Below are 19387 nucleotides of genomic sequence, written 5' to 3'. Positions count from 1 at the left end.
TTTCCTTAAAATAAGCCACTGGCATCGCTAAACAACTCGTCAAGTTGCTTGTCGACCTTGATAAAAATCTCATGCTGAATTTTTACATTCAGGTTGATGTTGATCGGTTCATTGGCCAGTGCAACCTCAACTCTTGGGGTGCAGGCTGTGGCCAGTCCCAGTAGTATCAGCGCTGGCAGCGCTTGCCTCTTCATGGTTTGTCTCCTGCCGCCTTGCGGGCTGCCTGTTGTTGTTGAATATACTGTTGCACTCTTTTAGTCAGGGTATCATTAAGTTTACTTGCCAGCTGCAGGCTGGCCAGCATCGCTGGTAAATCCTCTTCCAGGGTGATATTCAGGTTGATAGCGCGACCTTGCTGTACTGCTGGATTATAGCCCTGAAGTTTTAACGCCAGCTGAAGCCGGCCGCTACCACTGTAACTGACCTCAGATTGTAACTCACTGAAATGAAAATCATCCAGTGCTTCGAAAACCAGCTTCATGCCGGGGTTGTTGCTGGCGGCTGCTGCCGGATTTTTGTATTGCAGCCAGCCACCGGGTTGCTCGGCCGCCAACACGCCTGCGGCAACTTCAAATTGCTGTTGCTGCCAGCGTAGCGGAATTTCACCGCTGATTTTACCGCGGGCTTTTACTTCAGTGCTTGGGTGTTGGCGCAGCAGTTCCGTCAGATCGAGCTGATTCAGTTGCAGCACCACCTGTTGCTCGTCTGCCGCCAACTGAAACTGCTGCGGACGGATTTGGACTTTGCCGAGTAAAAAATCGGTTTCAAACTGTTGCAGGCTGAGCGTGCCGGCGCCAGGTGCCGTCAAACTTGCCTGATAGTCGGCTGCGGCCAGCAGCGGTCCGAGCTCAATACCATGATTTAATTGCGCAATTCTCAGCTGCGGTAAGTGCAGCTGTAGCGAGTCCGCGTCGCTTTGCGCGGTTAAACGGGCGGTTAGACCATTAAACAGGGTACGATCGTAAAGCCCGGCTAGCTCGCGTAATTCTGCTTGCAGCTGCAACCGCGGTCGTTGCGCTGTGACCGCCAGCTCGCCGGACGCCAGGATCCGGCCGCGCTGCAGGCTTAATAGCTCAGGCCAATCTTTCAGCGTTGCTGCTAATGGATTGCCGGCCAGTAAAAAAATATCGGTTAACTGCCAGTGCAGCTGCAGTTGCGGCGCGTCGCTAATAAAAGCAGCCTGTGCTTGCAGTTGAGCACTTAAGCCGGCGCTATTTTCCAGCTTGCCGTTAAGCACCAGATTATTGCTGTTACCACTGAGCGTGCTTTCCCACTGCCAGTCCTGTCGCTGTAATAAGGGATGAACGAGTTGTCCCAGCTTTACGCTAAGCTGACTGTTCAGATTAAGCGGCGTGTTGTTGCCATGCTGACTCAGGTTGAGTTCACTGGCACTAAGCTCAAGCTGGCTTTGGATATCGGCGTAATCCAGCTGACTGTGCAGACTGAGAGGTGTCAGGTTGCGAAGCTGCCAGTTATCGGTTTGCCATAGCAGACTGAAGCGTCCTTTAAGCGCTGTGCCGGCTAACTTTAGCTCAGCCGAGGGCGTGAATTGTGCCAGTGCCATAGCCAACTCCGCCTCAGGTATACTTAATTTAAGCTCAGGACTTAAACTAAGCTCTGCCGTGAGCTGCGCATCAAGTGCCAGCGGTGCAGCAGCGCTCAGCGTCAATTGCAGCGGTAATGACGCCAGGCTGGCGGAGTCGCCTGAGGTGTTTAGCCTGATATACAGCGGTGCCGCCGTTTCTGGCAGGGCAGCCTGCAGCGCCGGTGGCAGATAATGACTCAGCTGGAGATCGCCAGTGAGCTGCCAATTCTCGATTTCCCCCTGCGTAATAGCCAGCGCAAGCCCGGCCTCACCCTGGACTGTGCCAAATGGCAGGGCAAAGGCACTTGGCGCTCTTAACAGGGCGTTGACCTGTGCATCTTGCAGCGGTATTCCGCTATTGCGCTGCAGCTGTTGTGGTAATTGCCAGTTTGCGTTCACAAAAAATTGCAGTGGCTGGGTAAACTCGGCCAACCATTCTGCCGGAGGTAACAGTTGCCAGCTGGCCAGCCAGTGTTGTAGCTCTGTTGGCAGTGGCGAGATGGCCAGTGCCAGTTCAGTGTTCGCCTGACGTGCGCTATCGAGTTGTTGTTTCAGACTAAGGGCCAGTACCTCGGGATACAGCAGTGTAGCCTGCAGTGCTTGCTGGTTGTCTTGCTGTTGATACTGCACATCGAGCCGCAGCGCCTGAGCGAGCTCTGGTGAGCTGGCCTGTACCTGCAGCAAATACTGTTCGTTGTCCGTATTACTGAGCGATGCGGCTGCACTGACTTCACATTGTAGCGCCGGGCAGGGTAGCAGCAGTTGGATATCTGGCAGGGTGATCTGCTTTGGTAACCAGGCAGGTAGCCGCCAATCTGTATTCAGACTAAACGGGTGTTGAGGCGGTGTTGCGGGGCTAGCCGGGGCAAACAGCTGTAAGCGGGTTTCAGCTATATGGACACTTTCAGCCTGCACCCGGAAAAAAGCGGGCCAGGACCAGCTGAGCTGCACATCCTGTAGCTGAAGTGTCGCGGTCTGGGGGGCGTCGAGTCGAAAGCTAAGTTCAGACAGGTGCAGCTGATGCAGCGATACCTTCTGGAGCTGAAAAGACAGATCTCGCACGCCGGTTTTATCCAGTTGCCATTGCAGATAGGCGAACGCCAGCGCCGCCAGCAGCGGTAACCCTAACAGCAACAACAAAACGGATTTTAGCAGACGACGCATAGTAACTCCCTGACAGAGGCGTCTTTAGACTTTAGGTAATGCTAACTGAATCTGCTCTGAACTGATAGCAAAGCAGCTTGCGCTGCTTTGCCTGCTGGATAAAGGTGTTATTGCCGGGCAGCCGCTGAGGCGTCACGGATGGCGCGGAACTCATTGCCCTGATACCAGTTTGGCCAGTGCCGGCTGTTTGCCAGTTCATGACCGACCCGGAAATACAGGAACAGGTCCTGCTGTGCACCGCGCAGATCCCAGTTGTCGTCCCATTCGTCAGTGACTTTATGGTAACAACAGCTGTTAAACTCGGCCCGCTGTTTTGCGCCCCACTCAGCGCCATGCTGGTAATGATCATTACCGCCTTTGGCATACAGAATAGGCACGCCTTTTTTCGACAGGCTAAAGTGATCAGAGCGGTAAGCAATACCGGCTTCCGGATTGGGCTCTTTTACCGCATAGCGGCCTTGCTGTTCGGTATATTTAACCAGGATTTCCTCTAAATCGGTATTGCCCAGACCAACCACCACCATATCTTTCATTGGGCCGTACACATTCATCACATCCATATTAATGGCGGCGACGGTTTTCTCCAGTGGGAATACCGGGTTTTCGGCATACCAGGCCGAGCCGAGTAAACCACGCTCTTCAGCTGTCACCAACATAAAGACCACGGAACGCTCAGGCTGCGGTTGCTGGGCAAAGTACTCAGCCAGCGCAATGACTGCACCGGTGCCACTGGCATTATCCTGAGCGCCATTAAATACCTTATTGGTCGGGTTGGAGAAGTCCATGCCCAGGTGATCCCAATGCGCCATATACAGAATGTACTCATCCGGATATTTGCTGCCTTCGATATAGCCAATCACGTTGCTGGACTGCAGCTCGCGCAGATTATTTTCAACACTGATTGACGCCTTAACGTTTAACGGCACAGGTTTAAATTCGCCAGACAATGCCTGTTTACGCAAGGTCTCAATATCGCTGCCAATATTGGCAAACAGTTTTTGCGCCGTTTCGGTGGTTACCCAACCCTCAACCTTGGCACGGTCCATATTTTTGTTTTCTTTGATTAAATCAAATTTTACTGGTGAGCCGTGGGCGACGACGCCCCAGCCATAGCTGGCGGCGTCAGTTTCATGGATAATTAACGCCATCGCCGCACCCTGACGGGCCGCTTCTTCAAATTTATAGGTCCAGCGGCCGTAGTAGGTCATGGCGTTGCCATTAAACAGCTCCGGGTTCTGGGTGGCAAAGCCCGGATCGTTGACAAACATCACTACGGTTTTGCCGGCGACATCCAGGCCTTCGTAATCGTTCCAGTTATATTCCGGCGCCACTATACCGTAACCGACAAATACCATCTCACTGTCAGTAACACTGATATTTTCCGTTACCCGGGTGGTCCAGGCAAACATGTCATCCCGGTAGGCCAGGCTGGCAGGCAAAGCTTCACCACCACCGCTTAAGGTCATGGCAGAAACCTGTTTCGGATCGATCTGTACCAGGGATACCGGCTGCTTGTAGCTGTCAGCATCGATACCCTTTAAGCCGATCCGCTTAAAGTTTTCTTCCAGATAAGCGACGGTGAGCTCTTCGCCCTTGGTAGCGGGCGCCCGGCCCTGGAATTTATCATCAGACAAGGTTTTAATATATTCCGCCAGCTTGGGGTTAAAGTCGGTATCGACCAGCTCCGCGACGGTAGGTTGCACGGCCTTGGTTGGCGGCTCTGCCGGTTTGCCACAGGCCGACAGCGCAACAGCTGCAGATACAGCAAGCAGCAGTGCAGGGTGTTTCAGGTTCAACATCGGTTTTTCCTTGGTGTTGTGTGATGTTAAAAAGCGCTGGCATTAGCCAGCGCCGGGTAACTTAGTTGGCATAGCCCCAGGGCGTTGGCGGCAGTGCGACCGGCTTGGTCAGGTCAAAGTCTACCCGAAATTCGCGGCCTTCGCGCACCAAGCGGTAACTGAATTGCTGCGGATGGATAAACATCTGCCAGGTATTACCGATAGATTGTGGGATGCCGCGGGCGGCAAATAACTCTTTTGAGTACTGGTCGGCCGGAAAAGATTGCGCTGTTGGCCAGCCGGCATCGACGGTATGGCCGCCATACATGGTTTGGTCATCGTGCGAACCATCTTTATTACGGTGATCATGCTTTAATGACAAGCCAGAACCGGTTTTGGTGATAATCCAGGTGCGGGAGTGGTTATCGCCAACGTGAAAAGGGATCTGTAATTCAGTGTCGGTACAGCGACGCACATGCATAATCAATGCGCCTTCGAAACCCGGTGCCGGTGGGTTATCCACCGCCAGCTTGCCAGCAAAGGCTTTACCACACAGCGCTTTCAAATTGTCAAAAAAGGCATCATGGGTGGGAATTGACACCAGCGGCGCTGGTTGCACGAGCTGGGCCTGTGCACCAAAGGTCGTGGTCAGGGCAACCACGAGTAAGGTTTTTTTCATGTTATTCTCCTTATAATACGGGCCAAACTATACCGCGGATGCGTATTGGGTTCAAACCGCAACGACCGACTCAGGACCATGACCATGCAAAATGAGATAGATGGAAAGTTTTTACTTAATCTGTATGCCAAGATTGAAAAGTATGGCCAGCCCCAGCAAACGGCACATGGTGCCGGCTTTGTGTTGGATGGTATTAGCGTCAGCCAGGGCTTTGACGGCTATGAAGCCTATTTCTCGGATGGCGTAGTGCAGCTGACGCTGGGTTTTCATAATAAATGGCATGCCGACGCGACAGATGAGCAGCAGATGGAGCGCTTTTTAGCGCGTTTGCAACAGATCCAAAAGCAGTATACCTAGGTCGAGCCAGGCCCTTGCTAAAGACAAAGGTAAAAGCGCCAACCTTTTTTGCTTGTTTTATCGCCTGTTGTTAACCCTGCTGGCGCCAGGATACAAATTATTTACTGATTACACTTGACGGCATCCAAAATAAAAGGCATCTTTACGTTTAGATGGCTAAAAGGCTGTTTGCTTTTAGTTGCAGAACGCGTTAAAGTACGCACCGTCAATCGTATTCGATAGACCAGAAGAGGCGCGCTAGCCAGGTATTCTATGTCAGAGCACTATCACTCGTAGCATAGAAGAGGGGGTTTAGCGCCGAGGGTAAGCAACAGATAGTGGTTGTGCACCCGGTTGCTAAGGCTGAATCCTTAGGACTGTCACCTGATGTTTTGGTGGAGAGCTTCTGGCCTTTGTTAGTTACAGCAACGGTCTGTTTCATTTCTCGTTTTGCTCGTTAGCAAATGCCATGCTCTGCTTATCTGTTTTGTTAAGGAGAGACCCCCGTGTCCAAACTCATTATTGCCAAATTTGGTGGTACCAGCGTAGCTGATTTCGAAGCGATGTCGCGCTGTGCTGATATTATTCTTGCCAACGAGCATATCCGTGTCGTGGTAGTCAGTGCCAGCTCTGGCGTGACCAACCTACTGGTGGATATAACCAAGACTACCGAGGTACAGCAGCGCTACGATGCTTACGCCGGTATTGAACAGATCACGCTCAAAGTATTAAACCGCCTGCAGCAGCCGCAAGCCGTTGCCGCTCAGATTGAGCTGCTACTGGGCGAGTTAAAAGCTCTGATTGAAAACGGTGGTGCAGTTTATAGCAGTGCCCACAAAGACTTAATCCAGTCTTTTGGTGAACGCTTAAGTTCGGTACTGTTTGCTCAGGTTCTCATCGAGCGCGGTGAGGCAGCGCTGTGTTTTGACGTGCGCCGGGTAATGCGCACCGATAGCCGCTTTGGTAAGGCGGAGCCGCAAATCGGCGCTCTGGCTGACTTAGCCGCGGTGCATCTGGCACCACTGTTACAGGAGCAGCGGATCGTGACTCAGGGCTTTATTGGTGCCGACGAGTTTGAACAAACGACGACCCTGGGTCGTGGCGGCTCTGATTATAGCGCTGCGTTGCTGGCCGAAGCCTTGCAGGCAGTCACGGTACAGATTTGGACCGATGTGGTTGGTATCTTTACAACGGATCCGCGCCTAACTGCAGAAGCCCGTTGTATCCCGGAAATCAGCTTTGATGAAGCAGCTGAAATGGCGACCTTTGGTGCCAAGGTGCTGCATCCGGCAACTTTGTTACCGGCGATGCGGCAGAATATCGCGGTCTTTGTCGGCTCCAGCCGGGAACCGGAAGCAGGGGGCACCTGGATCGCGAAAGAGGTACAACAGCGACCACCGTACCGCGCGATAGCGCTGCGTAAATCACAAACCTTAATTACGGTAAAAAGCCCGGCTATGCTGCATGCGCCCGGTTTTCTGACCCGGGTGTTTGACACGCTGAGCCGGCATCAGATCTCAGTGGATCTGGTTACGACCTCTGAAATCAGCGTGGCGCTTACCTTAGATCAGGGCGGCATGACCAGTGCATTTAGCAGCAATCTGGAGCCGGCTCTGGATGAGCTCAGAACCTTTTGTGAAGTCAGTGTGGAAACCGGCCTGAGTCTGGTCGCGGTTATTGGCAATCATTTACACAGCAGCAAAGGGGTGTCGGGTGAGCTGTTCAGTACACTGGAACGCATTAATATGCGGCTGATTTGCCATGGTGCCTCAAAACATAACCTGTGTTTTCTGGTCCAGGACAGCGATGGGCCGGGTGTGGTGAAACAACTGCATCAGCGCTTATTTGCCGCCTGATAACTTAGCCGCAAATAAAGATAGCGCCGGCGCAAGTGCCGGCGTTTTTATTGAGTTTGGTGCTGTTATTTAGTTTGGTGCAAATACCGGTGTTGCGTGTAGCTCGCCCTTCACGCAAAGCCAGCTACCTTGTTCCAGCGCAATCGGCGCGCTAAACCAGACCATAAGCGGCGTCTGTTCTGTCTCAAGTTGCAGCAGGACACTGTCGGCGCTGAGTTGCTCGGCCACCCGGCCTTGCAGCCAGACTTCAGGTAACGCCGCCAGTGGCTGGTACGGAGTAGCGGCGTCCTCAGGTAAGCTTTTAGTCGCAGCAAGTTCAGCCTGCCACAAACTCAGAGTTAACAGCACTGGCAGTTGTTGCTCTTGTTGCTGTTGCAGCTGGTCCAGCTCAGTTTCATCAGCGTCGATGATCAGGCTAGACAGGCCGGGGTAGCTGCTGTTTCGTAGCACGGCGGCGGCTTGGTACGGTAGTCGGCTTAGCGACTTAATGCCAACACTAACTCTCATTAGGCTGGCTCTGCGGAATTGGTGGCTGCATCGTCTGCTTCCAGCAGGCCTTCTTGCTGACCAATCACTCTGGCCACCATCAGATCGCCGGTGACATTGGTGGCGGTGCGCATCATATCGACAATCCGATCGACAGCTGCAATAAAGGCAATGCCTTCCAGTGGCAGACCGACCACACTCAGCGTCACAGTCAGCATCACCATTGCGGTACCCGGCACGCCGGCAGTACCAACCGATGCCAGGGTTGCGGTACCGGCAATCAGCAGGTAGTCGGTGGTTTGTAACGGGATCCCATACAGATGGGCAATAAAGATCGCGGCAATGGCCGGGAAAATACCGCCACAGCCATCCATATTGATGGTTGCGCCCAGCGGCAGTACAAAGCTGGCGTAATTTTTGGATACTTTCAAATCTTCGGTTGCGACTTTAAAGCTCACTGGTAAGGTGCCATAACTGCTGGCACTGCTGTACGCGACCAGCTGCGCCGGTAAAACCGCCTTAAAAAAGGCGCGCCAGCCCATACCGCCGTATAGCTTGACCAAACCACCGTAAACGATGGCCATATGTAGCAGACAGGCCAGATAGATAGCGACAATAAACTTGGTTAGTGGCAGCAGGGTGGCTAAACCAAAGCTACCGACGGCCCAGGCCATCAGACCGAAGACGCCAAAGGGAGTCAGTTGCAGTACCATCCGGGTAATGGCGTACATAATCTCAGCACCAGCATTAACCAGTTTTTTCATCGGTTCGGCTTTTTCGCCCACCTGATTGATGGCAATACCAAACAGCACCGCAAATACGATGATCTGTAATACCTTGGCTTCCGCCAGTGCCGCTACCGGGTTAGTGGGGATCAGGCTGGTGATTACTTCAGATACCGGCGGGATCACCCGCTCGCGTACTTCAACCGCGGTCAGTTGCAGATCTGAGCCCCATTGCATCAGGCTACCCACTGTCAGGCCAATTAAGCTGGCGACCAAGGCCGTTGTCAGAAATAAGGCAACAGTTTTTAGTGCCAGCCGCTGCATCTTGTGCTGATCGGCTAACGAGGTAATGCTATTGATCAGTGCAAAAAACACCAGCGGCACGACCAGCATCCGGATGGCGTTGATAAACAGCGTTCCCAGCGGTTTAAACAGCGTAGCCTGCTCGCCCAGGGCGACGCCGGCCAGTACACCCAGCACCAGCGCTCCTAATACCCGTTGCCAGAAAGGGATCGCAAACCAGAATTTAAACATCATTGACCTCAAGTCAGCTAAAAACGACACAGTATAAAATGAAAAACGGCCCTAACAAGGCCGTTTTGCTCTAAGTTATAAGCTATTCATATTGAAGTGGATCAGTCGCCTGATTCAGTGCGAAGGCTTCCAGCCGCTCCTGACAGGAACCGCACTTGCCGCAGGCTTTCTCGCGGCCGTTATAACAGGTCCAGGTTTTGCTGTAATCCAGGCCCATCGCCAAGCCGTCTTTTAATATTTCGATCTTGGTTTGATGTAGGTACGGGCTGACAATATCGACCGGCTGATAGTTGGCGATCTGGCAAACATCATTCATCTTCTGCACGAACTCCGGCCGACAGTCCGGGTAAATAAAGTGGTCACCACTATGAGCGCCATAATAAACAGCGCGGGCACCAATAGAGTCAGCATAACCGACGGCCAGCGATAACAGGATCATATTGCGGTTTGGCACCACGGTCGACTTCATATTATCGGCGGCGTAATGGCCTTCCGGAACTTCGATATCACTGGTTAGCGAGGAGCCGCTTAATAGCTGGTTAATTGCTGAAATATCGACAATTTTATGCTTCACGCCCAGCTCACGGCAGACCTGTTCAGCACATTTCAGCTCTTTGACATGACGCTGACCATAGTTAAAGGACAACGCATAGACGTCATGACCATCCCGCAGCGCCCTATGTAACACCGTGTAGGAGTCCATACCACCGGAATAAATCACTACAACTTTTTGCGTCATCAGCAGCTCTCTCTTGTATAATGCCGGAAAATCGGGCCGCGTAGTATAGCTGAAGAATGCTGTGGCTGCATCAGCTGTGGCGGATTAACACAAGGTTGGGTAGGGTGTATCAGGTAAACGAAGTATTTCAGACCATTCAGGGCGAGGGCCGCTATACCGGTAAGCCTTCGATTTTTGTGCGGCTGCAGGGCTGTCCGGTAGGCTGTAGCTGGTGCGATACCAAACATACCTGGACCCTGGATCCGGAACTGAAAACCAGCCCTGAGGCTATGCTGGCAAAACGCAGCGATACACCCGCCTGGGCTGAGCTGAGCCCGGCACAGTTGCTGGCGTTGTTTGCGGCTGAAGGTTATCAGGCCCGGCACGTGGTGATTACCGGTGGTGAGCCTTGTCTTTATGATTTATATCCGCTCTGTGAGGCCTTGCATCAGGCTGGTTACAGCACTCAGATTGAAACCAGCGGCACCTTTGAGGTGAAAGCGCCTGACAGCACCTGGGTCACAGTGTCGCCGAAAATTAATATGCCGGGCGGTTATAAGGTACTCGCCAGTGCGTTAGCGCGTGCCAATGAAATTAAACATCCGGTGGCGATGCAAAAGCATATCGAGGAGTTGCAAGCCTTACTGTCTGAGCATCAGTTGCAGGACAAGCTGGTCTATCTGCAGCCCATTAGTCAGCAAAAACGCGCCACTGAACTGGCCATCGCCAGCTGCATTGCCAATAACTGGCAGCTCAGTGTGCAGGTCCATAAATATCTGGGTATTGAGTAAGACTCAGGCGTTATGAGCCAGCCAGTGCTGTAATTGTTGTAGACAGCTTTGCGGATCCTGAGTCGCCAACTTCAGCTTCAGCGCCGGCTGCATGGGCAATAACTCCAGCCAGCGGCCAGCCAGCCAGGCGCCATCGGTCAGCAGCGGCTGTGGGTAGAGTGCGGCTAGCTGCGGATACTCCTGCAACAACTCGGCAAAGGCGGCAGATAATTGGTTCAGTTCAGTGCTAAGTTCAACGCTGTGCCAGTCTGTTTCCGGCGCTACTTCGGCCACATGCAGTTTATCCTCTTCCTGCCAGCGCCGGATGATACGCTGTCGGCTGATACCACTGATGGTGATCCCCAGTAAGCCGTCGGGCAGGGTTTCAAAATCATCAACGCTGACTTTACAGACCAGTGGCAGGATCCGATCCGGATGCTGTTGACTGACCAGCGGATTCAGCGTGGCCATGGCAAAAGGCCGTTTGCCACTGACGGCCTCTTTTACTAACCGCACATAGCGCGGCTCAAACACCCGCAACTTCATTTTGCCGCGTGGCAACAGAAAACTTCCTAAAGGAAACAGAGCCAGTTGTTCGTTCATCGTAATAGCTTAATAATGAGACACTGCATCTATTACGCTTTGCAGCAGCCTGCAGATCGCAGGCCGGTTAAATTAACTGCGCCGTACCGGATCGTCTTTTAGTTTCGGAATTTTCAGCCCCAGTTCTTTGCCTCTATTGCGGGCATAATAAGTACAGCCATAAAACATCAGACAAGCCAGCAACAGCTCCAGCAGCGAAAACCAGAAATAACTACCAGTGCTGACCCATAAATTGGTCAGGCTGTGCAGAAAGTACAACATGACAATAAAATTGGCCCAGGCAAAGGTATAGGCATGGCCTTTGATAATACCCCACATCGGTAACCACAGCGGCAACCACAGTAACAGTAAGGTACTAAGCAGGCTTGGTTTTAATGCCTGATCGTCACCATAGCTGACCGGGGAGAGCCAAATTTGCCAGAGCGGGATCAACAGCCAAAGCCCCCAATACCCCAGGCGGCCTAGTAATAAATAACGCTGCGTATCAGCAGCCATCGGGATGGCAGCGGGTGCTGTCATAAGGTTAATCCTTGTTGTTTTACCGCCAGGCTCAGCTGCGCCAGGCGTTTGCCAAATGCCAGAGCCAGCCGCTGCTCGTCAACGGTCAGTTGGGTATCGTGTTGCATACCGCTGACATGGCTTGGACCATAAGGGGTGCCACCACTTTGCGTTTTATGCAGTTCGGGTTCGGAATAGGGGATCCCCATTAGCAGCATACCGTGATGTAATAATGGCAACATCATACTTAGCAAATTGGCTTCGTTGCCACCATGTAAGCTGCCGGACGATGTAAAGACACCGGCCGGCTTATTAATCAGCTCACCTTTCAGCCAGCTGGCGGTCGTGCCATCCCAAAAGGCTTTGGCTTCAGCCGCCATATTACCAAAGCGCACCGGGCTGCCGAAGGCCAGGCCATCACAGAGTGTCAGCTCGCTGGCTTGCACCTGTGGGTGTCGTGCACTGTCCTGCTGCCCGAAGCCAGGAATACTGCGTAGCAGCGCTTCGGCGCCGGCTTGCTGCACGCCGATGGCGATTTTTTCTGCCAGGGCAGCGACTGAGCCATGGCGTGAATAATACAAAACCAGAACCTGAGCACTCATTGCAGCAAGGCCTGAAGTTGCTCAAGTGGCCGACCGATAGCGGCACGCTCTGCCACGACCAGCACCGGTCTTTCCATCAAACGCGGATGAGCGGCGATGGCGGCAAGCAGCGCCTTATCATCGAGACTGGGATCAGCCAGACCCAGTGCCTGGAATTCTTCTTCCTTACTGCGCAGCAAGGCGCGGGCCGGCAGCTGCAATTTCTGCAGTAAAGTAGTCAATTCAGCCAGCGTCAGCGGGTTTTTCAGATACTCAACCACCGTAAAGGCTTTGCCGCTTTGTTCCAGCAGTGCCAGGGCATCGCGGCTTTTTGAGCAGCGTGGGTTATGGTAGAGGGTAATCATAGGATACTCTTTTTATTCAAATTACAGTTAACGGGATAACCGCGATCACATCCGTTGTAAGCGCTCAAATTCAGCCTGCCACTGGCGCTTTTTGGCTTCCAGGCGCCGGTTCTCCAACCGGGCTTCCGGCTTAAGATGATTTAGCGCCTCGTTCAAATCGTCAATCGCTTTCGGATAATTGGCCATCTGATAGAACAGATCGGCTCGTGCCTCATAGTAACGGGCGAAATCTTCCTGCTTTTTATAGGCTTCAGCTAATAAGTCATAGGCCAGAATATTATCGTCTTTATGATACAACAAATTCCGAAGCAGATGGATGGCCAGCGGATAGCTACCGGCTTTAACCGCGACATTAGCGTAATTTAGCGTCACAACCTGGTTGTTGGGGCGCAGCAGATACTCCTGCTGTAAGCGCTCCAGCGCCTCATCAAAACGCTGTTGGCCAATTAAGATATCGGTGTAAACGTCCAGATAATAGAGATTATGCGGATCTTGTTCCATTAAAGGTTTTAGCATCTCCAGCGCGGCGGCATAGTCTTTGCCGTCCAGTAAGGCAATGGCCAGGGCATAGCGGTTCGCCCGGGTATTTCCCCCAGGTTCAGCCAGCCGGCGCTTGAAAATTACCAGCGCATCCTGGGTATTGTGATGATAACGGGCTAACACCCGGGCCTGGCTTAGCGTAAAGTCCATGCTATCGGGTACAAAACGCTGTGGGAACTGCTGGGCGCGTAAGCGGGTATCGGCCACCCGTGCCTGCGACAGCGGGTGCGTTTGTAAAAATGCCAGCTGTTGGTTGGCAAAGCGGCTTTGCTCAGCCAGGCGGCCAAAAAATGCCGGTACCGCATTGGGATCAAAGCCCGCTTCTGCCAGGATCGTCATGCCGATCCGGTCCGCTTCCTGTTCATTACTGCGGGTAAAGTTAATGGCACTTTGTTGCGCTGCGCCCTGTGACGCTACCATCGCTGCCATCCCCGCCTCCGGGTTAACGGTTGCCAGCACTATGGCGCCAAGCAAACTGGCAATGGTTAACGGCGCCCGCTGATTTTGTGCTTCGACAAAGCGGGCAATATGACGCTGGGTAACGTGAGCAATTTCATGCGCCATCACCGAGGCAAATTCACTCTCGCTCTCCGCCACTGCCAGGGTGCCGGTATGAGAGGCGATATTACCACCCAGCGTAGCAAAAGCATTAATTTGACGGTTATTAACCCAGTAAAACTTAAACGGGAATTTGACATCATTAGCCCGTGCCACCAGGCGGTTACCCAATGCATTAATATATTCATCGAGCAGCGGGTCATAAACCATCGGCAGTCGGCCGCGGGTTTGCCGCATCAGGACATCACCTAGCTGCTTTTCTTTCTCCGGAGTCAGAGTGGAGAAGGCGCTACCACCAATATCCGGCAACTGACTTTGCGCCTGCGCAAAAGGGGCGTATGAGCTCAGACTGAGTAAACAGATGGCAAAAAACATTTTTACTGCGGGGTTTTGCATAATAAGGCAACCCTTTCTCCGGAGAATGCTGCTACAAGCTGAAGCTTTGGCAATGTCACCGGCGTTAAGTTCAGTGTAATCGCGGCTTCGGCAACAAAAAACCAGGGGGCATACTAACCTGCCTACTTTATCTTATTCAATCACTTGCTGGCCGGCGGCTAACGAATTTTATTACTAGTGCTGGTGGTTGGAACGCAAAATGGCTGCGTTGAATTGTTAACACTGAGCGATGTATTCTTAGCGGAACTTGTTATACTGGCAGGCACTTAACTTACAGGTTTTGGCGATTATGCTCGACTGGCTAAAAAAGTGGTACACCAATAAGTTTTCTGATCCGCAGGTTGTGACCTTATTTCTGATCCTGGTTTTGGGTTTTCTTGGCATCTACTGGTTAAGCGGGATGCTGGCGCCAGTGCTGGTGTCCATTGCTGTTGCTTATCTGCTGGAGTGGCCGGTTTCAAAATTATGCCGCATGGGGCTTAGCCGTACTCTGAGTACATCCGTTGTGGTGCTGGGGTTTATGGGGGTACTGACATTAGTATTAATGTGGATAGTGCCGCTGGCCTGGTATCAGGGCCGGAATTTACTGAAAGACTTGCCGCAGATGATTGAGCTGGGCCGGACCTATTTGCTCGAGCTGCCAGAGTTACTGCCTGGCATGGTCAGTGATGAACAAATCCTGTTACTGATGCACTCGGTTGAAGAGCGGGTGATGGCTTTTGGCCGTCAGATGCTGTCGATGTCACTGGCGTCACTGGTGAATCTGGTAGCGTTGCTGATTTATCTGGTGCTGGTGCCGGTAATGGTGTTCTTTATGTTAAAAGATAAAGCGCAGCTAATCAGCGGTTTTGTGCAGTTTCTGCCAAACGAGCGTAAGCTGATTGGCCAGGTCTGGCATGAGATGAACGTGCAGATCATGAACTATATCCGCGGCAAGATGCTGGAGATCCTGATTGTCGGCGCCGTCAGTTATCTGGTGTTTTACTTATTTGGGCTGAACTATGCGCTATTGCTGGGGATCCTGGTTGGTTTATCCGTCCTTATTCCCTATATCGGTGCTGCCGTCGTTACCCTACCGGTGGCAGTGGTGGCGCTGTTTCAGTGGGGCTTCACCGCGGAATTTGGCTATCTGATGCTGGCCTATGCCATTATTCAGGCGCTGGATGGTAATGTACTGGTGCCCTTGCTGTTCTCAGAAGTGGTCGATCTTAATCCGGTTTATATTATCGTGGCGGTGCTGTTTTTCGGCGGCTTGTTCGGCTTCTGGGGCGTATTCTTTGCTATCCCGCTGGCGTCTTTGGTCAAAGCGACGGCCAAAGCCTGGTCTGAGCGGCTGCATCCGACCGAATCTGCCGCCTGACAAGCTCCTGTCGCAGCATAAGCAGTGCGTTGGCACTGCTTATGCTCATGATGCGTTGCTAAGCCTTATCATAACCTGAGGTTTCATCACGCGACCTAGCAAAAAGTGCTTACCACGACCTGCCACGACTTACCACAAGTAATCCAGATTGATACCGGCACTGAGCTGTCTGCCAGGTGCACTTTCAAAAGCCCGGCCATTGCTCTGATTCACCACCACAGCGCCGACATTATTGCGGTCGGTCAGATTCTGCAGTTGCAGCCAGCTGCGTATTTGCCATTGCCCCAGTTGCTGCGTGCTGAGCAGTGACAGATCGAAGCTAAGGCTTGCCGGGGCGAAGTCGCTGTTTTGATCATTAATCGCGATCTGATCGCGGTAACGGCTGGTCCACTCCAGAAACAGCGGCCTGGTTAACCAGGGTTGCCAGCTTAATTGCCAGTGGCTATCCAGCCGGGCGACACCGGGAATACGCTTGCCGGCAAGTTCGGCACTATCGAATTGTGCATCCAGATAGGTTAGGGCGACGTGCTGTGATAAGGCCGGTGTAAGTTGTTGCTGCCAGTAAAACTCCAGTCCCTGGCGGGCGGTCGCACCGGCGTTACGAAAGCTGGTACGGCCGTTGTCTGAGCTGGCAACCAGTAACTCATCGCTGCTGCGGATGCTAAAGGCACTAACACTAAAACGCGCTCTGCCGGCAGCATATTTGACACCGCTCTCCCACTGGCGATTTTCGCTGGCCAGCAGTGCCAGATTCAGGCCACTCCCCTCAGGTTTATATGCCAGCTCTGCCAGTGTCGGGGCTTCAAACCCCAGACCTGTGCTGATAAACCAGGACCAGGCGTCATTGAGCCGGTAATTCAGGCCCATAGCGGCCGCCTGTTGATAGTAATTTTTACGGCCACTATCATCCGGGTTAGCACCCTGAATAAAACGGTCCCGGATCTGATAACTCAGCTCGGTATAACGCAAACCAGCATCAACACTTAGCTTTGCTGTCGCTTGCCAGTGCAAACGCCAGAACAGATCGCGATTCTCTGCCAGATTGGTTTCATCGCGGCGCAAATCACCACGTTGCCCAAAATTGTTGACGAAACCCTGGCGCTCATCATCACTACTCACCCAGGCACCACCTACAGTACTTTGCAGGACGTCTGTAAGGTGCCAGCTATATTGACCATTCACCCCCTGATATTGCCTATCCAGTGCAATATCACCGCCAGCTGAGGTAATGGCTGCCCCGGTAAAGGCGAGGCGTTGCGTGACTTCACGCTCACCGCGCCATAGCGCCAGTTGCCAGGGGCTGTGACCGCTTTGTTGCAGTGCCAGGCTAAGCTGGCGTTGCCGGGTACTTTTCGTGGTATCGAATTGTTGTGCCTGGCTCACGGTTTGTTTCGGATCGGCGCGCCACTGTGTCGGAGTGAGGCTGAGCGGATCCTGTAATAAGGGGTCATAGGCGAAGTCCAGTCGCAGACTGGCGCTTAGCGAGTCTGAAAGCTGTGTTTGCCAGAGTCCCTGCAGTTGCTGCTTGCGGGCGGCAGAATGCGGGCGAAAGCCATCGCTTTCAAAGTGCTTTGCCGCCAGGCTAAGCTGATGCTGGCCGAGCTGTTGTCGGCCCGCTAACTGGTATTGCTGATGCTGCTGACTGACTGCCAGCGCTGTCCCGGCGCGTGCCGTGGCCTCAGTTGTGGTGCGTAAGGCAATGACCCCTCCGGCGCCATTACCATAAAGTACTGCCAGTGGCCCGCGTAACACCTCGATTTCGGCAATATTATCCAGTAACACACTGGATAATTGCCCCTGACCATCGGGCGCGGAGATTGGAATACCATCCTGTGACAAATAGATCCCGCGCACGCCAAAAGCACTGCGACTACCAAAACCGCGAATACTCAGCCGGGTGTCCTGCGCGAAGTTCGCCCGGCTGTCGACCTGTAAGCCCGGAATACCCTGCAGTAACTGGCCACTATCAATTAACAGGCCACTGCGGGGCAGAGCGCGGACTTCGATACTGGCTGCGGCATCCTGCCAGCGTTGCTGCTGGGCATTGGCGGTAATAACAATGACTTCAGGCGTCTGAGCCAGGGCGCCAGATGATACCGCCAGCATAATGCTGGCGGTAACAGGTTTTAGACGCGGCCCCGGCATCAGTTAGTGGCAGCCCGTAACCGTAACAGTTGGCCATTGGCCTGATCGGTTAACAGATAAACAGCGCCATCGGGACCCTGACGGACATCGCGGATCCGCTGCCCGATCATAATACGTTCCTCATGACTGACTTTGTCGCCATCCAGCTCTAAGCGCACCAGTTGCCCGAAACGCAGCGAGCCTACCAGCAGGTTGTTTTGCCAGCCCGGAATGGCGTCGCTTAAGTAGAACGCCATACCACTTGGTGCAATCGAGGGTGTCCATTTATGCAGTGGTTGTTCCATACCGTCTTTCTCGGTTTGGCCGATTTTGCCGCCACCGTATTCTTCACCATAGGTGATCACCGGCCAGCCATAGTTTAGTGTTGCCCGGGCGATATTAATTTCATCGCCACCCTGAGGACCATGCTCATGGGTCCAAAGCTCGGCGGTCGTCGGATGCAGCGCTGCGCCCTGAATATTGCGATGACCATAAGACCAGATGTCATCCAACACCGCGCTGTCCTTTACATAAGGGTTATCCGCCGGGATCTGGCCATCCAGTTCCAGGCGTACTACCTTGCCGTGATGGGTATCAAAGGTCTGGGCATCATGGCGCCGGGCACCGCGATCACCTAAGGTCACGAACAGCTTACGATCCGGTGTTACCACCAGACGGCTGCCAAAATGATGCCGGCTGGCGAATTTTGGCTGGGCACTAAAGACGACTTTAACATCACTCAGGCCCGTCTCACCGAGGGTAGCAAGCGCTACGGCTGTGCTACTGGTGTTTTCGGCGCCTGGCTCGGTATAGCTAAGATAAATTTGCCGGGTGGTCGCAAAGTCCGGATGTAAAATCACATCCAGTAAACCACCCTGACCAGCGGCCAGTACGGTAGGAACACCCGTTAACGGCTTGCTCAGCTCGCCATTGGCGCTGACATAACGAAGATTGCCGTTACGTTCGGTGACCAGCATGCGACCGTCTGGTAAAAAGGCTAATCCCCACGGATGTTCCAGACCCGTTGCTACGGTATCCATTTGCAGTGTGGCCTTTTCGGTGTTCAGCTGTTGCGCCAGGGCGCTTAGTGAGGTGACGAGTAAACCTAAAGAGAGTAGTGAGAGACGTAGCGTCTTGTTCATATTCAGCTCCTGTTGCGAGCAGCCAGGCTGCCATTTGATATCGTTTCAGATACTAGCAGCAGGGTGAACTGCTGCCCAAGCAAGATCCGGTAACTTGACCCGGTTTAGCGGCGAATTAAGACTTCAGGTAGTCCAGCACCACCTGGTGATGATTACTGGTTTTGAAATTATCAAATACCTTAGCGATGCTGCCGTCCTGATTGATCAGGAAACTGACACGATGCAGGCCATCATACTCTTTGCCCATAAACTTCTTGGGTCCCCAAACACCAAAGGCTGCGGCAACCTGATGCGTTTCATCGCCGAGCAGCAGAAAATTAAGCTGATCGCGCTGGGCAAACTTGGCAAGTTTGGTGGGGGCATCAGTGCTGATACCGACCACAGTGACACCGAGCGCCTGTAGTTCGGCGTTGCTGTCGCGCAGCGCACAAGCTTGTACTGTGCAACCTGGGGTCATCGCTTTCGGGTAAAAATACAGTAACACTCTGCTTTGTTGCAGTAAGGCTGACAGCTTGGTTGGTTGTTGCTGTTGATCGGGCAGAGTAAAATCTGGCGCCTGCTGGCCGGCAGTCAGTGTTTGCATAATGTA

19 protein-coding genes and 1 riboswitch are annotated in these 19387 nt (G+C 53.1%); of the genes, 4 read left to right on the top strand and 15 right to left on the bottom strand.

Translation table 11 applies throughout. From position 1 onward, the window contains the following. Nucleotides 1-5: 5 nt before the first annotated feature. From A9165_RS10015 to A9165_RS10000, 4 genes are all read right to left on the bottom strand, one after another. Nucleotides 6-194, bottom strand: coding sequence for a YnbE family lipoprotein (locus A9165_RS10015; RefSeq protein ID WP_008610433.1), 189 nt, complete (start codon nt 192-194; stop codon nt 6-8). Beyond that, nucleotides 191-2749, bottom strand: a complete 2559-nt coding sequence (locus A9165_RS10010; protein ID WP_065955774.1) for a YdbH domain-containing protein — start codon at nt 2747-2749, stop codon at nt 191-193. Before A9165_RS10010 ends, A9165_RS10015 begins: the two co-directional genes overlap by 4 nt. Nucleotides 2750-2856: 107 nt before the next feature. Further along, entirely contained in the window at nt 2857-4548 is a 1692-nt protein-coding gene (locus A9165_RS10005; protein ID WP_008610438.1) for a M28 family metallopeptidase, read from the bottom strand. Nucleotides 4549-4609: 61 nt separating this feature from the next. After that, a complete protein-coding gene (locus A9165_RS10000) occupies nt 4610-5206 on the bottom strand; it encodes a hypothetical protein (RefSeq protein ID WP_065955773.1) in 597 nt (198 codons plus the stop codon). Nucleotides 5207-5290: 84 nt separating this feature from the next. Between A9165_RS10000 and A9165_RS09995 the strand changes: the two genes are divergently transcribed. Beyond that, nucleotides 5291-5563: a DUF3081 family protein gene (locus tag A9165_RS09995; protein WP_065955772.1), complete on the top strand. Its 273-nt coding sequence runs from the start codon at nt 5291-5293 to the stop codon at nt 5561-5563. Between the two features lie 219 nt (nt 5564-5782). Continuing rightward, nucleotides 5783-5956, top strand: a riboswitch (Lysine riboswitch). A gap of 92 nt (nt 5957-6048) precedes the next feature. Continuing rightward, complete coding sequence (lysC, locus tag A9165_RS09990; protein WP_065955771.1) at nt 6049-7398, top strand: lysine-sensitive aspartokinase 3; 1350 nt, start codon at nt 6049-6051, stop codon at nt 7396-7398. Nucleotides 7399-7467: 69 nt separating this feature from the next. Here lysC and A9165_RS09985 read toward each other — a convergent pair whose 3' ends face one another. From A9165_RS09985 to queC, 3 genes are all read right to left on the bottom strand, one after another. Continuing rightward, a complete protein-coding gene (locus A9165_RS09985; protein WP_065955770.1) occupies nt 7468-7905 on the bottom strand; it encodes a hypothetical protein in 438 nt (145 codons plus the stop codon). Continuing rightward, complete coding sequence (locus tag A9165_RS09980; RefSeq protein ID WP_141686146.1) at nt 7905-9143, bottom strand: dicarboxylate/amino acid:cation symporter; 1239 nt, start codon at nt 9141-9143, stop codon at nt 7905-7907. Before A9165_RS09980 ends, A9165_RS09985 begins: the two co-directional genes overlap by 1 nt. An 82-nt stretch (nt 9144-9225) precedes the next feature. Continuing rightward, nucleotides 9226-9882 carry a 7-cyano-7-deazaguanine synthase QueC gene (gene queC / locus A9165_RS09975; RefSeq protein WP_008610444.1) on the bottom strand — a complete coding sequence of 219 codons (657 nt, stop codon included), beginning with the start codon at nt 9880-9882 and terminating at the stop codon, nt 9226-9228. A 104-nt stretch (nt 9883-9986) separates the two neighbouring features. On the opposite strand from queC, the gene queE reads away from it, so the two are divergent. Next, nucleotides 9987-10652 (top strand): 7-carboxy-7-deazaguanine synthase QueE, encoded by a 666-nt coding sequence (gene queE / locus A9165_RS09970; RefSeq protein WP_039925736.1) that lies wholly within the window; start codon nt 9987-9989, stop codon nt 10650-10652. A 3-nt stretch (nt 10653-10655) separates the two neighbouring features. Here queE and A9165_RS09965 read toward each other — a convergent pair whose 3' ends face one another. The 5 genes from A9165_RS09965 to A9165_RS09945 form a co-directional block, all read right to left on the bottom strand. Further along, complete coding sequence (locus A9165_RS09965) at nt 10656-11234, bottom strand: LON peptidase substrate-binding domain-containing protein (RefSeq protein WP_065955768.1); 579 nt, start codon at nt 11232-11234, stop codon at nt 10656-10658. 72 nt (nt 11235-11306) lie between these two features. Continuing rightward, on the bottom strand, nt 11307-11753 hold the full coding sequence (locus tag A9165_RS09960; RefSeq protein WP_008951987.1) for a DUF2069 domain-containing protein: 447 nt from the start codon (nt 11751-11753) through the stop codon (nt 11307-11309). Next, a complete protein-coding gene (gene wrbA, locus A9165_RS09955; RefSeq protein WP_065955767.1) occupies nt 11750-12334 on the bottom strand; it encodes an NAD(P)H:quinone oxidoreductase in 585 nt (194 codons plus the stop codon). The genes A9165_RS09960 and wrbA overlap by 4 nt, the downstream gene beginning before the upstream one ends. After that, on the bottom strand, nt 12331-12678 hold the full coding sequence (arsC, locus tag A9165_RS09950; RefSeq protein ID WP_008610449.1) for an arsenate reductase (glutaredoxin): 348 nt from the start codon (nt 12676-12678) through the stop codon (nt 12331-12333). Before arsC ends, wrbA begins: the two co-directional genes overlap by 4 nt. A gap of 45 nt (nt 12679-12723) precedes the next feature. After that, complete coding sequence (locus tag A9165_RS09945) at nt 12724-14172, bottom strand: M48 family metalloprotease (protein WP_065955766.1); 1449 nt, start codon at nt 14170-14172, stop codon at nt 12724-12726. A 289-nt stretch (nt 14173-14461) separates the two neighbouring features. Here A9165_RS09945 and A9165_RS09940 point away from each other — a divergent pair, with 289 nt between their 5' ends. Continuing rightward, nucleotides 14462-15532, top strand: a complete 1071-nt coding sequence (locus A9165_RS09940) for an AI-2E family transporter (protein WP_008951990.1) — start codon at nt 14462-14464, stop codon at nt 15530-15532. Between the two features lie 129 nt (nt 15533-15661). Here A9165_RS09940 and A9165_RS09935 read toward each other — a convergent pair whose 3' ends face one another. From A9165_RS09935 to bcp, 3 genes are all read right to left on the bottom strand, one after another. Then, complete coding sequence (locus tag A9165_RS09935) at nt 15662-17677, bottom strand: TonB-dependent receptor domain-containing protein (RefSeq protein WP_065955765.1); 2016 nt, start codon at nt 17675-17677, stop codon at nt 15662-15664. Continuing rightward, nucleotides 17677-18798: a PQQ-dependent sugar dehydrogenase gene (locus tag A9165_RS09930; RefSeq protein ID WP_065955764.1), complete on the bottom strand. Its 1122-nt coding sequence runs from the start codon at nt 18796-18798 to the stop codon at nt 17677-17679. Before A9165_RS09930 ends, A9165_RS09935 begins: the two co-directional genes overlap by 1 nt. Before the next feature lie 115 nt (nt 18799-18913). After that, nucleotides 18914-19381, bottom strand: coding sequence for a thioredoxin-dependent thiol peroxidase (bcp, locus tag A9165_RS09925; protein ID WP_065955763.1), 468 nt, complete (start codon nt 19379-19381; stop codon nt 18914-18916). Between the last annotated feature and the right edge of the window lie 6 nt (nt 19382-19387).

Origin of the sequence: Alishewanella sp. HH-ZS, assembly GCF_001704375.1 — a bacterium.
Lineage (GTDB): Bacteria > Pseudomonadota > Gammaproteobacteria > Enterobacterales > Alteromonadaceae > Alishewanella > Alishewanella aestuarii.
The sequence above is the reverse complement of the archived record's forward strand: the minus strand, read 5'-3'. Positions and strand labels throughout refer to the sequence as shown.